9 protein-coding genes are annotated in these 14,237 nt (G+C 70.4%); 5 read left to right on the top strand and 4 right to left on the bottom strand.

Going from position 1 to position 14,237, the window contains the following annotated elements:
- Positions 1–92: 92 nt before the first annotated feature.
- Positions 93–977, top strand: coding sequence for an AraC family transcriptional regulator (locus ACIBO2_RS45415; protein WP_358532934.1), 885 nt, complete (start codon positions 93–95; stop codon positions 975–977).
- A 7-nt stretch (positions 978–984) separates the two neighbouring features.
- Here ACIBO2_RS45415 and ACIBO2_RS45410 read toward each other — a convergent pair whose 3' ends face one another.
- A complete protein-coding gene (locus ACIBO2_RS45410; RefSeq protein ID WP_358532931.1) occupies positions 985–4,815 on the bottom strand; it encodes a glycosyl hydrolase in 3,831 nt (1,276 codons plus the stop codon).
- A gap of 281 nt (positions 4,816–5,096) precedes the next feature.
- Here ACIBO2_RS45410 and ACIBO2_RS45405 point away from each other — a divergent pair, with 281 nt between their 5' ends.
- Positions 5,097–7,007 (top strand): amino acid transporter, encoded by a 1,911-nt coding sequence (locus ACIBO2_RS45405; protein WP_358532928.1) that lies wholly within the window; start codon positions 5,097–5,099, stop codon positions 7,005–7,007.
- A 6-nt stretch (positions 7,008–7,013) separates the two neighbouring features.
- Here ACIBO2_RS45405 and ACIBO2_RS45400 read toward each other — a convergent pair whose 3' ends face one another.
- Both ACIBO2_RS45400 and ACIBO2_RS45395 read right to left on the bottom strand, forming a co-directional pair.
- Positions 7,014–8,078 carry a serine hydrolase domain-containing protein gene (locus ACIBO2_RS45400; RefSeq protein ID WP_397304273.1) on the bottom strand — a complete coding sequence of 355 codons (1,065 nt, stop codon included), beginning with the start codon at positions 8,076–8,078 and terminating at the stop codon, positions 7,014–7,016.
- A gap of 100 nt (positions 8,079–8,178) precedes the next feature.
- Entirely contained in the window at positions 8,179–8,778 is a 600-nt protein-coding gene (locus ACIBO2_RS45395) for a TetR/AcrR family transcriptional regulator (protein ID WP_358532922.1), read from the bottom strand.
- 123 nt (positions 8,779–8,901) lie between these two features.
- Between ACIBO2_RS45395 and ACIBO2_RS45390 the strand changes: the two genes are divergently transcribed.
- Together ACIBO2_RS45390 and ACIBO2_RS45385 are read left to right on the top strand one after the other, a co-directional pair.
- Positions 8,902–9,723 (top strand): SDR family NAD(P)-dependent oxidoreductase, encoded by an 822-nt coding sequence (locus tag ACIBO2_RS45390; protein WP_397304272.1) that lies wholly within the window; start codon positions 8,902–8,904, stop codon positions 9,721–9,723.
- An 86-nt stretch (positions 9,724–9,809) separates the two neighbouring features.
- Positions 9,810–11,603: a protein kinase gene (locus ACIBO2_RS45385; protein WP_397304271.1), complete on the top strand. Its 1,794-nt coding sequence runs from the start codon at positions 9,810–9,812 to the stop codon at positions 11,601–11,603.
- Here ACIBO2_RS45385 and ACIBO2_RS45380 read toward each other — a convergent pair.
- Positions 11,584–12,852: an MFS transporter gene (locus ACIBO2_RS45380; RefSeq protein WP_358532913.1), complete on the bottom strand. Its 1,269-nt coding sequence runs from the start codon at positions 12,850–12,852 to the stop codon at positions 11,584–11,586. The genes ACIBO2_RS45385 and ACIBO2_RS45380 overlap by 20 nt on opposite strands.
- Before the next feature lie 88 nt (positions 12,853–12,940).
- On the opposite strand from ACIBO2_RS45380, the gene ACIBO2_RS45375 reads away from it, so the two are divergent.
- Positions 12,941–14,140 (top strand): HAMP domain-containing sensor histidine kinase, encoded by a 1,200-nt coding sequence (locus ACIBO2_RS45375; protein WP_358532910.1) that lies wholly within the window; start codon positions 12,941–12,943, stop codon positions 14,138–14,140.
- Positions 14,141–14,237: the final 97 nt, after the last annotated feature.

Below are 14,237 nucleotides of genomic sequence, written 5' to 3'. Positions count from 1 at the left end.
AAATCATGGAATCCGGAGCAGGCCCTCAGATAGCACTAAACACGTCTTAGTCGGATGAAATTGACATCAATGCGACGGCTAGGGTGGCGGCTGTGACGGCCACCCCCCTGAAGTTGTCCCGAGGTCTGCTCTTCATCGCCGACGGCTCTCCCGCCTACGCGCGGCGCTACACGCACGACGGCGAGGAGCCCGTGCACGCGCACAGCTTCGTGGAGATCGCCGTCGTGGTCGCCGGCACGGCCGTACACCTTTCCTCCGCGGGACGCCAGGAACTGCAGGCCGGGGATGTCGTCCTGCTGCGTCCAGGCGTCTGGCACGGGTACGAGGACTGCGCGCGGCTCGTCCTGTACAACTGCTGCATCGGCACCGACCTGCTCCGCAACGAGCTGTCGTGGACGCGCGAGGACCCCCGGCTGGGCTACCTGCTCTGGACCGGTCCGCACTCGTTACAGCGGCGCGGCCTGCTGACCACCCATTTGGCGGATCTTGATCTGCGTAGGTGCCTCGGCTACCTGGAGGCGCTCGACGGGCTGCGCGACCGCAGCATCCAGCGGCACCGGGCCGACGTCATCGGCTGGCTCTCGCTGTTCCTCGGACACCTCTCCCGCACCGTCGACACCGGCCAGGACGAGGCGGCGGCCGTCGGCGCGGCGACGCATCCGACGGTCATGCGCGTGGTGGGCATGGTGGAGGGGGACCTCGCCCACGACTGGACGCTGAACGAGCTGGCCGGGGCCGTCGCGCTCAGCCCCGCCTACCTGGTGCGGCTGTTCAAGTCGGCCACCGGACTGCCGCCGATGGCCTACCTGGGCCGGCTGCGCGTCGAGACCGCGGCCGACATGCTGCTGCGTACCGAGGAGCCGGTGACGTCGATCGCCCGGGCGGTGGGCTGGCCGGACCAGAGCCACTTCGCGCGCCGCTTCAAGGCGTACTTCGGACTCAGCGCGACCACCTACCGCAACCGATTCCGCACCTAGACCCGTCTTAGCCGAGCAGCAGCCGGGCCGGGCCGTGCAGGCCGCTCACCCGCTGCCCGGGGAAGATGAAATGCGTGGGACTGACCGCGTCCAGGTGCGGCGCGAGCGTGCCGTACACCTCGACCTCGACCGTGTTCTCACCCTCCCGTAGCGCCGGGCCGACGTCGAACCGGTACGGCGAGCACACCCTGACCCCACACGACCCGCCGTTGACCCGCACCTCCGCGGTGCCGCGCACCCGGCCGAGGTCCAGGAGAGCGGTGTCCGGGCGCTCGTCGAGATGGACGGTGCGGCGGTAGCGGACGCCGCCGCTGTACTCCGGCAGGCCCGAACGCTCCCAGTTGCCCAGCTCGATCGGGCCAGGCCCGGTCTCGATCTCGATCGGGCCGGTGAGGATGGCGCCGCCGGTGTGCCCGGCCTCGGTCACGACGCGCAGCAGGGCCTCGCGCGGTCCGGCCTGGCCGTTGAGGGACACCGCCAGGGGGCCGGTGCCCTCCGCCGCCGGCTGACCGTCGATCAGCAGCTCGGCCGCGCCGCGCAAGGGCACCCGGAGGGCGGTGGCGCCCGGCGGGACCTGGAAGCGCAGCCATTCGACCCGCCCCGCCGTGCCCGGCTCGGCCAGAACGGTCGGCAGCACGACCGGCAGCACGACTGAGGACACGGCCGGTAGCCCGGCCGAGGACGCGGCAGGGCTACCGGTCGAGGCCGTGGCTGGCGGCACGGTCGAGGACGTGGTCGGTGACGTGGGGTCGCCCGGTTCGTTTCGGTCGCCTGACAGCCAGGAGGTGTCGGGGAGGGGGTGCGGGCGGCGCGGCAGGTGCAGGGCGGCGGGGTCGCGGTACTGCGTCCGGTGGATCTCGGCCGCGACCCGTTCGCCGTCGTGCACCGCCCACCAGCCGGGCCCGGAGGTGACGCAGCCGTCGACCAGGACCGGCTCGGCGCCGTCACCGACCCGGACGGTCACCTCGTTCGCGCCGGGCCGCAGCACCCCGGCCAGGTCGTAGCGGCGGACCCGGGGCTTGCGGTGGTCGGCGTACGGGTCGAAGCCGCCCTGCCGGCCCATCTCCACCCCGTTGACCAGCACCTGGCAGGCCGTCATCGAGGCCACCTGGAGGACCGTACCCTTCGGCGTGAACGCGGCGGTCAGCTCGGTCGGGCCCGTCGGACCGGTGATCCATTCCGGGCGTACGTAGTGCTCGGGGTCGGTCACGACGGCGACGTGCGCGCGCAGCCACCCGTCGTCCTCGGGCACCAGCCGGACCTCCAGCAGATGGTTGCCGGGCGAGAGAGGCCGGCGGGCCAACGCCAGGTAGCCCCTGTCGTCCAGGTCGATGTCATGGCCGTCGATCCGCACCGCCTTGGCGGCGGCGGCGCCGACGGCGAGGAACCCGTGCTCCGGCACGGTCAGCTCGGCCCTGAACCGGGCACTCCGCCCCATGGCCACCTGCCCGAAGTCCAGGAATTCCTCCGGCACGTGCCCCTTGGGCCCGAGGTCGAGGCGGTGGATGGGGTCCTTCCTGATGCCGCGCGAGGTCGAGTACACCGCGGGCCGCCACTCCTCGCCGTCCGTCCGCAGACTGCCGTGCGAGCCGAACGTCGCGTACGCGGGCCGCCATTTCAGGCCGTCCACGCGGTGCTCGACCTCCCAGCGGTGCAGGACCGGCCCGGAGTGGCCGAGGTCGCCCCAGGCGTCGTCCAGGGTGGGTACGAGCTCCATCTCCCAGCCGGTGCCGAGATCGAGCTCCCCCGTGGGGGAGGCGGGTTCGATTCCCGCCACCTGCACGCCCCGCTTGCGCTGCTGGCCCGGCTCGTCCTGCTGGCCCTGCTCATTCTGCTGGTCCCGCTCGCCCGTGAAGACGAGCAGTGCGGCGGGCCCGGCGTCGAACGGCACGACGACCTCGGTGTGCTCGCCCTCCACTGTGTACGGCAGCGCGCGCACCCCGCCGCCGAACGGGTCCACCAGCAGCGGCGTCCCGGAGACGCCACGCACTCTCACCGGCATCTCGGCGGCGTATCGGCCGGGGTCGAAGTCGATGGTGGCCGAGTCCCAGCCCTGGTCGATGCCGCGGTCGCCCGGCCGTTCGACCGACACGTGGCTCGCCATGGGGAAGGTGGCCTGGAGGTAGACGATGGTGGCGCCGTCGAACTCCCGTACCAGCGGGGGAACCGGCGCCTCGACCCGGCGCAGCGGCGACAGCAGGGGACCGAGCTCGGCCGTCGTCGCGGCGAAGCGGACCCGCGAGCGCAGCGGCCCCTCCGGGCGCACACCCACGGCGACGACCAGCCCACCCCGATCGGCGAACGCCACGAGCGCCTCTTCCGTGGCAGGGTCGAGCGTCGTGCAGGCGGGCAGCACGATCCCGGCATAGGACTCGCCCGCGACCTCCAGCCGCGTCCGGGCCGCACTGTCCCCAACGGCGCCGCCCCCACTCGCGGCGCTCGCCCCCGCACCGTCCCCGGCCGCGCCGGTCCGGCCGGGCCGGATGGTGGCCCGCTGGACCGAGTCGTCGTCGATCACATCGGCGTCCAGCCCAAGCCGGTCCAGAACGCCAGGAAGCATCCGGAACCAGGCCATCTCCCCAACGATCTCGCGGTACACCTCCTGCGCCCGCGCGGCTTCCGCCCCCACCCCGTCGAGCCGCGTGTCCGCCTGCACTGTCGCAGTAGGCATGAGGACCGCCAGGTCACAGGCGTGCCGGCCCAGCGAGAGCGCCGCGCACAACCGCGTGACGGCGTCGGCGAAGACGTGGTGGTGCCGCCAGTACGGCTGCCGCCAGTCCGTGGCGGGCGGCGCCCACTCCCACCATCCCGCCTTGGTCGTGTAGTAGACGGCGTGCGGGTTGTACAGGGTGGCTCCGGCCCGCAGCCAGGGCAGCAGCCAGTCGAAGGTCTCCTCCAGCGTGCCGCCCCACCCGCTGGAGTGGAACGCCTCGATCCAGGTGCGCGGCCGGTCGTACAGGTGGGCCAGCGAGGAGTGCACTCGCGCGTCACCATGATGGTCCGAGCCCGGCGCGCTGAACCAGCGGTGCGTGCGCGCGTAGTCGGCGTACAGCTGCACGCCCTCCACCGGATGACCGGCACGGGCGGGATCCTGCTGGTCACAGCCGCTCAGCAGGCCGTGGCGGGCGTGCCACTCGGCGAGCGGCCGGAAGAACGCCTCCTCCGCCAGCTCGGCGCGGGTGCGCTGGTAGTCGCGGCGGATCTCGCCCGCCCCCGTGCCGTCCGCCCACAGCAGCGGCAGGTGCGGGGTGAGGTCGTAGCCCCGGCGCTTCTCGAACTCCACGGCGAAGGTGCCCGACCAGGTCGGGACCGCGGGCAGCTCGTCCTGGAAGGAGCCGGCGATGACCCCGCCCAGCCGGTGCCCCAGCCGGCGCTCGAACTCGCCGTGCACCCGGTCGATCAGCGCCGCGCACGCGTCCGCGGACAGGTAGTCGAAGCCGCGGGTGGTCACCGAGCCGTCGGGGGCCAGCCAGCGGCCGGCGAAGCGGGGCTCCTCGTCGACCAGCCGGGCCTGCAGGTCGGCGCCCGAGAAGCCGAGCTGGTCGTAGAACCACAGGGAGATCCCCAGCTCCTCGGCATCGTCGCACACCTGCTCCAGCAGGGCCCACCACTCCTCGGAGAAGAACGGCGGATCGTCGGCGTCGGAGCCGAACATCGGCCCCGACGGCGCCAGGTTGAGTATCACGAGGTTCCACACGCCGCCCTCGGCGAACCGCTCCAGCTGCCAGCGCAGCCGATCGCGTCTCAACCGCTCGCCGCTCCACCACCAGATGGCCGCGGGCGAGTACGCCCGGGGCGGGTCACGCAGGATGTCGGCGAGCGCGACGGGCAGGGTCATGCCAGCTCCAAGGGGTACGCGGCTGCTGAAGCGGCCTAACATTCGCATGTGATTCTCACGTTGTCCAGTGTTACAAAGGAGCCTTCCGGATCATCCTCAGTCCAGTGGAGCCCAGCTCAAAGTGGATGTGATCGATCGTGTTAGATAGCCGGTCGTCTTCGCATCCGGCCTCGTGGCCGGTCTGGCGCGATATATACGTTTTCTTGACGCCCTCACCAGGCGAAACACTCATCTGCCGTCACTAGTGTCGTAGTGCACGATATTGATGGAGGGTGACCGGGATGGTGCTGGCGAAACGGCCGGTCGCTACTGAGGGAACGCTGCGGTCGTGGCTGCTCGAAGGGCTGCAGACCGACCGCAAGCAGATCGAGCACGGCCCGCACGTGAAGCACTCGTGGTGGCGGGTGATGTGCCTGACGGGTGTCGACTACTTCTCCACGCTCGGTTACCAGCCGGGCATCGCCGTGCTGGCGGCCGGACTGCTGTCGCCGCTGGCCACGCTGTTCCTGGTGGCCCTGACGTTGCTGGGCGCGTTGCCGGTCTATCGGCGGGTGGCCGCCGAGAGCCCGTACGGGCAGGGCTCGATTGCGATGCTGGAGAGGCTCGCCCCGCAGTGGTGGGGCAAGTTCTTCGTGCTGGCCCTGCTCGGGTTCGCCGCGACCGACTTCGTGATCACGATGACGCTGTCGGCCGCCGACGCCACCGCGCACCTGCTGGAGAACCCGTTCATGCCCGACTTCCTGGCCGGGCAGCGGGTGATCGTCACGCTGGTGCTGCTGGCCCTGCTCGGCGGGGTGTTCCTGATGGGGTTCACCGAGGCGATCGCCATCGCCGTCCCGCTCGTCTTCGTCTATCTGGGACTGAACGCGGTGGTGGTGGCGACCGGGATCGTGCACGTACTCCAGGCGCCACGGCTGGTGTGGGACTGGGAGAGCGCGCTGAGCGTGAGTTACAGCAGCCCGCTGGCGATGATCGGGCTGTCGCTGCTGGTGATGCCCAAGCTCGCGCTGGGAATGTCCGGGTTCGAGACCGGCGTGGCGGTGATGCCGGTGATCAAGGGCGGCATCGAGGAGCGGATCGCCGGCACCAGGCGGATGCTCACCACCGCGGCATTGATCATGAGCGTTTTCCTGATCTTCTCCAGCTTCGTGACCACCGTGCTCATCCCGCACGAGGAGTTCGCGGAGGGCGGCAAGGCCAACGGGCGCGCGCTGGCCTACCTGGCCCACGGTTATCTGGGCAACTGGTTCGGCACGGTTTATGACATCAGCACGATCGCGATCCTCTGGTTCGCCGGGGCGTCGGCGATGGCGGGCCTGATCAACCTGGTGCCGCGTTACCTGCCCCGGTACGGCATGGCGCCGGAGTGGACCGGGGCCGTGCGGCCCCTCGTGCTGGTCTTCTCCGCCATCGCGTTCGCCATCACGATCATCTTCGACGCCGACGTCGACGCCCAGGGCGGCGCCTACGCCACCGGTGTGCTGGTGCTCATGCTGTCGGCGGCGGTCGCCGTGACGCTGTCGGCCAGGAAGAAACGCCAGCACGCGGCGACGGCCGGGTTCGGCGTGATCTCGGCGGTGCTGGCGTACACGCTGATCGACAACGTCTTCGAGCGGCCGGACGGTGTGAAGATCGCCTCATTCTTCATCGCCGCCATCGTCAGCCTGTCGGTGATCTCGCGGGCGACGCGCTCCACGGAGCTGCGTGTCATCGACGTGCACCTGGACTCGCTGGCCGAGGAGTTCGTCAACGAGGCGTGCGGCGACATCCATGTGATCGCGAACGAGCCGCAGCAGCGCGACCAGGCCGAGTACAACGACAAGCTGCGCGAGACGTGGATCACCCACCGGCTGCGCAGCAACGAGCCGGTCCTGTTCGTCGAGGTGACGGTGCCGGACGCCTCGGAGTTCGAGACCGAGCTGTACGTCCAGGGCGAGGAGCGGTACGGCCACAAGGTCCTGAAGATCGAGAGCTCGGCGGTGCCGAACGCGCTGGCCGCGCTCCTGCTGTACCTGCGGGACCGGACCGGCGGCGTACCCCACATCTACTTCCACTGGACCGAGGGCAACCCGGTCGTGGCGATGCTGCGTTACCTGGTCTTCGGCGGCGGCGACGTGCCGCCCCTCACCCGCGAGGTCCTCCGCAAGGCGGAGTCCGACCCGGTACGCAGACCGCACGTCCACGTGGGCTGAACCGCTTTACTTCACCGGGGAGCAGAGGGCGGCGTCGAAGGCGGCGAAGAGGTGCCGGTCGTCCTTCGGGGTGCCCGTGACGTACACGGTCGCCGCCCGGCCCGCCCGGTTCCGCCCGCTGAGCACCCGCACGCCCGGCAGACCGCCGTCGTGCATGAGGGCGAGGCCGCAGCTCAGCGGGTAGGCGTACAGCCCCAGGCCGTAGCGGCTGCCCGCCGGGTCGGTGGCGGGGACCGTGCCGGTGAGCATGGTCCGCAGGGTCCGCTGGGGGATGGCCTGCCAGAACCGGTTCAGGTCCGCCGGCGTGGAGACCAGCCCGCCGCCCGCCCCGAAGCCGTAGCCGGGCAGCTGGGTGATGTCCGTCTCGCCGCCCTTCGGGTCCATCGGGTTCACGCCGTAGTTGTGTGCGTGCTCGCCACGGATGTCCAGCTCGCCGTTCTTGGGCCAGTACGTACCGGGCAGGCCGCGCAGCACGGTGTCCTCGGTGACCTGGCGGAAGTCCTTGCCCGTCACCTTCTCGATGAGCATGCCCGCGACCAGGAAGTTGGTGTTGGAGTAGAACCAGCGCTCGCCGGGCTCGCCCACGGGCTCGCGGGTCATCGCCAGCGCGAGGTGGTCGACGGGGATCGCGGGCTTGGTCCAGTCGACCAGGTCGAAGTACTCGGGCAGGCCGCTGGTGTGCAGCAGGAGTTGGCGGACGGTGATCGGCCGGCCGTCGAGCGAGCCGGGCAGGTAGTGCTCGACCCGCTCGTCCAGGTCCACCTTGCCCTCGGCCGCCAGGCGCAGCACGGTCACCGCGATGACCGGTTTGGTCACGCTGGCCACGCGGAACCGTCCGTCGGCGCCGACCATCGGCTTGCCGGTGCCACGCTGGGCCGTGCCAGAGGTCCACGTGCTGGTGCGGCCGTTCGCGTCGCGCACCGAGACCACCGCGCCGGTCAGGCCATCCTGTTTGGTCAGCCGGTCGACCTGCTGCTGGACGCCTTCAGTGGTGGCGACGGCGGCCATGGCCGGAGAGGCGGCGCTCAGGAGCACGACGGCGGCCGCGGCTGCTGCGAGGTACTTCCGCATTTTGGACATCTCCTCTTTATCTGGGGTGATGTCCTAATCCTTGGGTCTGTGGCCTTCAAGATCAGTCAGGTTGCCGGGCTACTTGTGGGTAGGGCCCGCACTACTCCAGGGGGCGGAACGCCTTGAGTGTCAGCTCCACCAGGGCGTCGGCGTACTCGGGTGTGAGCGGCCCGGAACGGTGCAGCCAGCGCTGGTAGAGAGGGGCGTAGAGCAGTTCGAGCGCCAGGTCGAGGTCGGCGTCCACGGCGAACTGGCCCGCCCGCTGCGCACTGCGCAGCCGCTCCTTCTTGGCCTCGTCGACGGGGCCGGCCAGCTTCTCGCGGTATTGGGCGGCGAGCTTCGGATCGTGGATGATCTCCGTGTTGAGCGCCCTGATCGGCGCCTCGAAGGCCGGATCGGCGAACTCGGCGACGGTCGCCCGCATGACCATCTTCAGGTCGGCCTCGATGTCACCGGTGTCAGGCAGCGCCAAGCCCTCGGCTCCCTCGCTGAGCGTCAGGAAGGAGTCGAAGATCACCGCGCCCTTGCCCGGCCACCACCGGTAGATCGTCTGCTTGCCCACCCCCGCCCGCGCGGCGATGGCCTCGATCGTGACCTTCGCGTACCCCACCTCGGTGACGAGCTCGCGCGCCGCGTCGAGGATCGCCTGGCGCGACCGTTCGTTGCGGCGGCCGGGGTCCGGCTGCTTGGCGTTGGACATGCGGGTGAGGATAGCAGTAAGGCGAGACGAGACGTTCCGTCTTGACGGAATGGATGAGATCGGGCAAGCTCTGCGTCGCAGCGAGACGAACCGTCTCGTCTTGAAGTCGAGGAGGTGGGGCCTGTGACGAGCACCCGAGTGTGGTTCATCACCGGGGCGTCCCGGGGCCTGGGCCGGGCGTTCGCGGAGGCGGCGCTGGCCGCCGGAGACCGGGTCGTGGCGGCGGCGCGCAACGTCGATCCGCTCGCGGAGCTGGCCGAGGAGCATCCGGGCCGCCTCGTACGCCTGGTGATGGACGTCTCCGACCGCGCGGCGGTGCGGGACGGCGTGGACCGGGCGGCGGCGGCCTTCGGGCGGCTCGACGTCGTGGTCAACAACGCCGGCGGGTTCCTGTTCGGCATGCTGGAGGAGGCCACCGAGGAGCAGATCAGGGCGCACTTCGACGTCAACTTCTTCGGCGCGATCTGGGTGGCCCAGGCCGTGGTCCCCCACCTGCGCAAGCAGGGCTCCGGGCACATCCTGCAGGTCACCTCGATGGGCTCCGGCGGGGGATTCGCCTCGGTCGGCCTGTACGCGGCGGGCAAGTCGGCCCTCGACTCGGTCAGCCAGGCGCTGGCGATGGAGGTCGAGCCGTTCGGGATCAAGGTCACGATCGTTCAGCCGGGCGGGTACGACACCGGACTGTTCACGGTCGGCACCACGGTGACTGAGCACCTTCCCGAGTACGAGCCCCTGCGGACGAAGCTGGCCGAAATGTGGGGCGAGGACGCCGGACCCGCTCCGAGCACGGCGGCGCCCGTCATCATGGAGCTGGTCGATCTTCCGGAGCCGCCGCTGCGGCTGATCGTCGGTGGCCACTCCTTCGACCTCGTGCAGCAGATGGACCAGGCTCGTACGGAGGTGTACCGCGCCTGGGAGCACCTCAGCCGCAAGGCGCCGGGCTGAACGGCCCGTGAGCAGCGACAAATGGCCGAAAATCCGTATATGAGACGGCCCATCCTGGGCCAGGCCGACAGCGTACGCTGCTCTGCATGCGCAGACGGGTGATCGACGACCGGTTCGAGCTGGTGGAACGGCTCGGCGGCGGCGGCATGGGCCTGGTGTGGCGGGCCTGGGACGTGGCCCTGCACCGGGAGGTCGCCCTCAAGGAGGTCCGCCCGCCCGACCCGGACATGGACGAGCGCGACCCCGAGGCCGCCCGCGAGCTGCGGGCCAGGGTGCTCCGTGAGGCCCGCGCCCTGGCCCGGCTCAACCACCCGCACGTCGTGACCATCCACCACATCGTGGACCACGGCGACAGCGGCTATCCGTGGCTCGTCATGGAGTTGGTCTCCGGTGGATCGCTCCAGGAACGCCTCGAACGCGGCCCGATGACACCGCACGAGACCGCCCGCCTCGGCCGCGAGATCCTCTCCGCGCTGCGGGCCGCGCACGCCGTCGGCATCCAGCACCGCGACGTCAAGCCCGCCAACGTCCTGCTGCGGCCGGACGGCCGGTCGGTGCTGACCGACTTCGGCATCGCCGCGGTACGCGAGTCCACCAGCCTGACCGCGACCGGCTCGTTCATCGGCTCGCCCGAGTACATCGCGCCGGAACGCATCAACGGCTACGAGGGCGACCCGTCCTCGGATCTGTGGTCGCTGGGGATGCTGCTGTACGTCGCTGTCGAAGGCCGCCATCCGTTGCGCCGGGCCACCACGCTGGCGACGCTGGCCGCGGTGCTCAACCAGGACGTGCCGCCGCCGCAGCGGGCCGGAGCGCTCGGTCCCGTGCTCGGCTACGTGCTCACGCGCGACGTGGCCGCCCGGCCCGACGCCGAGACGCTGGACCGCATGCTCGCCTCGGTGATCGAGGCCCCCGCGTCGATGCCGCTCGCGCCGCCGGCCTGGGCCCCGGGCCCACCGCTCCCGCAGCCGCCCATGGGCCCACAGCCGACGGGCGGCTCGCCCTACCCACAGGCGACCGGCGGCTCGCCGTACCCGCAGCAGACAGGCGGCTCGCCGTACCCGCACTCGCCTTTAGGCCCGCACTCACCTATGGGCCCGCAGCCGCCCATGGGCTCGCGGCCCACCGGCCCGCAGTACGCCCAGGTGAACACCAGCCCGCCGCTCCCGCGCTCGGTCACCGGCGCCACCCGCCGATCGAAGCGCGGCGCGCACCCGGCCATGATCGCGGTGTCCGCCGCCGTGGTCGTGGTGGTCGGCGTGCTGGTGTGGACGTTCCTGCCCCCGATACTGAACGGCGACGCTGCCGACGACCCGCGCTCCACCGGGTCCGGGGAGCCGACCAGCACCGCCACCAAGTCCGGGCGGAAGCCCAAGACCACGCCCAAGACCACGCCCAAGGCCACGCCCGAGGCCACCGAGACGGCCGCCGCCGACCCGGGCAACCTGCTGGCCCCGGCCGGGATCCGGGCCGCGATCGCCAAGCTGAAGCCGGCGATAGGCGGCACCAAGGTCATCAGAATGGTGATCTACCCCGAGTACGCGAGCGTCCAGGCGCCGGTCAAGGGCGAGAAGGGCGTCTACGAAAACTTCATGTACCGCGACGGCACCGTCTCTCAGCAGCTCGGAGGCAGCACCACGGATGAGGATCCGGTAGACCTGACCAAGTTCAATTGGGACGCCCTGCCCGCCCTGCTCCGCAAGGCGGACCAGGCTCTGGGCGTCCGCAAGCCCACCACCCACTACATCGTCGTGGACCCCGCCTACGAGTTCGTGGGTGCCCGCGAGTCGCTGCTCGTCTATGTGAGCGACAAGTACAACCGGACGGGCTACCTGGTGGCCAACACCAAGGGGAAGGTGATCAGGACCAATCCGGCGTGAGCGCGATGTCCCGCTGCCGCCGCAGCGGTGAGAACACCAGCCAGAGCACCGCGAGCCACGAGCAGGTCACCGCGACCGCCAGGGTCGTGCGGGCGCCGAGCCACGCGCCAAGGGTGCCCGCCAGCAGGCCGCCGAACGGCATGGCGCCGCGAATCAGCCATCTGATGCTCGCGTTCATCCGGCCGAGCAGTTCGGGCGGGCAGATCGACTGCCGGTAGGTGATCTGCAGCACGTTGTACGCGACGGTGGACAGGCGCGAGGCGAACAGCCCCGCCGCCACGGCCAGCACTCCCCAGCCGGGCCCGCCGAGCGGGATGAGCAGCGTGAACCCGCCGAGACACAGCTTGCCCGCCCATAACGCCCTGGCCGGACCCACCCACCTCGCGAACGACGTGGCGAGCACGCCGCCCACGATCCCACCGGCACTGCCCAGCCCCAGCACCAGTCCGAGCGTGGCGGGATCGGCGCCGAGGTCGCCGAGCACGAAGACGACCACAAGAGTGGTGATCATGGCGTCGCAGAGATTGGAGATCGCGCTGCACGCCACGACGCGCCGCAGCACCGGGTGCCCCAGAACGAAGGTGATCCCCTCGGCCGCCGCCTCGCGCATGCGCCAGGGCTCGCGGTCGGCGGGCCGTGGTTCGGGGGTGCGGATCAGCAGCAGGGACGCGATGCCGATCACGTACGAGAGGCAGTCCACGACCATCACCCGAGCCGCTGTGTGCAGCAGCGTCATCAGGCCGCCCGCCAGGGAGGGGCCGACGGCGAGGGCCACCGCGTTGGTCGTGGCGATCTTGCCGTTGCCCTCGATGAGCCGCCGCCGCGGCAGCAGGACCGGCAGGTAGCTCTGGCAGGCGATCTCGAAGACGACGTTGATCGAGCCCACGAGGAAGGCCATCGCGTACAGGTGGCTGATCGTCAGATGGCCCAGCGCCGCCGCGACCGGGATCGAGGCCACCACCGCCCCCCGCGCCACGCCGCAGCCGATCATCAGCGGGCGCTTGGCCACGCGGTCGACGATCATCCCGGCGGGCAGCGTCATGACCAGCCAGGCGGCCGTGGCGCAGGCGGTCAGCACCCCCACCTCGAAGGTGGTGGCGCGGAGCATGGTGACGGCCACGAGGGGGACCGCCAGCGTCGTCACCGCCGCGCCCAGGTCGCTGATGCTCTGCCCGGTCCAGAAGAGCATGAAGTCGCGATTCTTGAGGAGTGTGCCGTCCTGTTCGGATGCCTGCCGGTTGATGGTCACGTAATCGACCGTACGGAAATCATGCTGGCTTACCCCGGGCTGACACGTGGTCCGTCATCCTCTACCCAGAGCGGAAGGGGTGCTGGTCGTGACGGAGCCCGACGGTCCTGCCGTGCGCCCATGGAACCGGCTGGGGCTCCGGATGCGGCTCACGCTCCTGTACGGCGGCTCGTTCTTCGTCGCCGGATCGCTGCTGCTCTGGTCGACGTACCTGATCACGGGGCAGGCCCTGGAGCAGCAGTTCCCCGCGAAGGCCATGAGGGTCGTCGGCGAGCGGGCCGGGCCCGTGCAGGAGGGCGCCGTCAAGAGCGACATGGTCTTCGAGAAGGTGAACGTCCAGCAGCGGGCGGACGGCGTGCTCGACGAGATGCTGCGGTCCTCGGTGGTGATCATGATCGTGATCGGGATCATCGCGTTCGTGCTCGGCTATCTGATGGCTGATCGGGCGTTGCGGCCGTTGGATCGGGTGACGGAGACGGCGCGGCGGTTGTCGGAGAGTACGTTGCATGAGCGGATCGGGTTGCGGGGTCCGCAGGATGAGGTCAAGCGGTTGGCCGATACGTTCGATGCGATGTTGGATCGGTTGCATCGGGTGTTCGAGGCGCAGCGGCGGTTCATCGGTAATGCTTCGCATGAGTTGCGGACGCCGTTGGCGATCAATCGCACGATTTTGGAGGTGTCGCTGGAGGAGCCGGCGGCCTCGCCGGATCTGAAGGCGCTGGCTCGTGCGTTGCTGGGGACCAACGCGCGTTATGAGCGGTTGATCGAGGGGTTGCTGCTGCTGGCCCAGTCGGAGCAGGAGCTCGCCATCCGTAAGAGCGTCGACGTACGCCAGGTGATCCGGGCCGTGGAGGAGCAGCTCGACCTGCAACCCCGCAAGCGGCCGGTCACCCTGCACCAGGACTTGAGCGCCGCCCTCGCGATGGGCGACCCGCTGTTCCTGGAGCGTTGCGTGTTCAACCTGCTGGAGAACGCGATCAAGTACAACGTCCGCGGGGGTGAGGTGTGGTTGCGCCTGCGGCAGGAGGGTGACGAGGCGGTGGTCGTGGTGGAGAACACCGGGCCGCAGGTCTCGCCGTACGAGGTGGACGACCTGTTCGAGCCGTTCCGCCGGCTGCAGGGCGACCGGGTACGGTCGGCACGCGGCGCGGGGCTGGGACTGTCGATCGTACGGGCCATCGTCGACGCGCACGGCGGCACGGTCACCGCCGAGGCGCGGCCGGAGGGCGGTCTCACCGTCACCATGCGGCTGCCCCGGCTGGAGCGCCGAGCAGCCCTGCGAGCCTGAGCAGAGATAACGGGCTGTGCGCGTACGTACATTTTCCGATGCGTTGTATGCCCTCTATGTCTACTGTCTGCCGCATCGAGCGCCGTCCAAGCAAGGT

Source organism: Nonomuraea sp. NPDC050022 (genome assembly GCF_044460705.1).
In the GTDB taxonomy this organism is placed as follows: Bacteria; Actinomycetota; Actinomycetes; order Streptosporangiales; family Streptosporangiaceae; genus Nonomuraea.
This window is presented reverse-complemented; position numbering and strand designations above follow the sequence as displayed.

Coding starts and splice junctions, on each gene's coding strand:
- ACIBO2_RS45405 (WP_358532928.1), top strand. CDS start 5,097: ATGGTGCTGGCGAAACGGCCGGTCGCTACTGAGGGAACGCTGCGGTCG.
- ACIBO2_RS45395 (WP_358532922.1), bottom strand. CDS start 8,778: ATGTCCAACGCCAAGCAGCCGGACCCCGGCCGCCGCAACGAACGGTCG.
- ACIBO2_RS45385 (WP_397304271.1), top strand. CDS start 9,810: ATGCGCAGACGGGTGATCGACGACCGGTTCGAGCTGGTGGAACGGCTC.
- ACIBO2_RS45400 (WP_397304273.1), bottom strand. CDS start 8,078: ATGCGGAAGTACCTCGCAGCAGCCGCGGCCGCCGTCGTGCTCCTGAGC.
- ACIBO2_RS45410 (WP_358532931.1), bottom strand. CDS start 4,815: ATGACCCTGCCCGTCGCGCTCGCCGACATCCTGCGTGACCCGCCCCGG.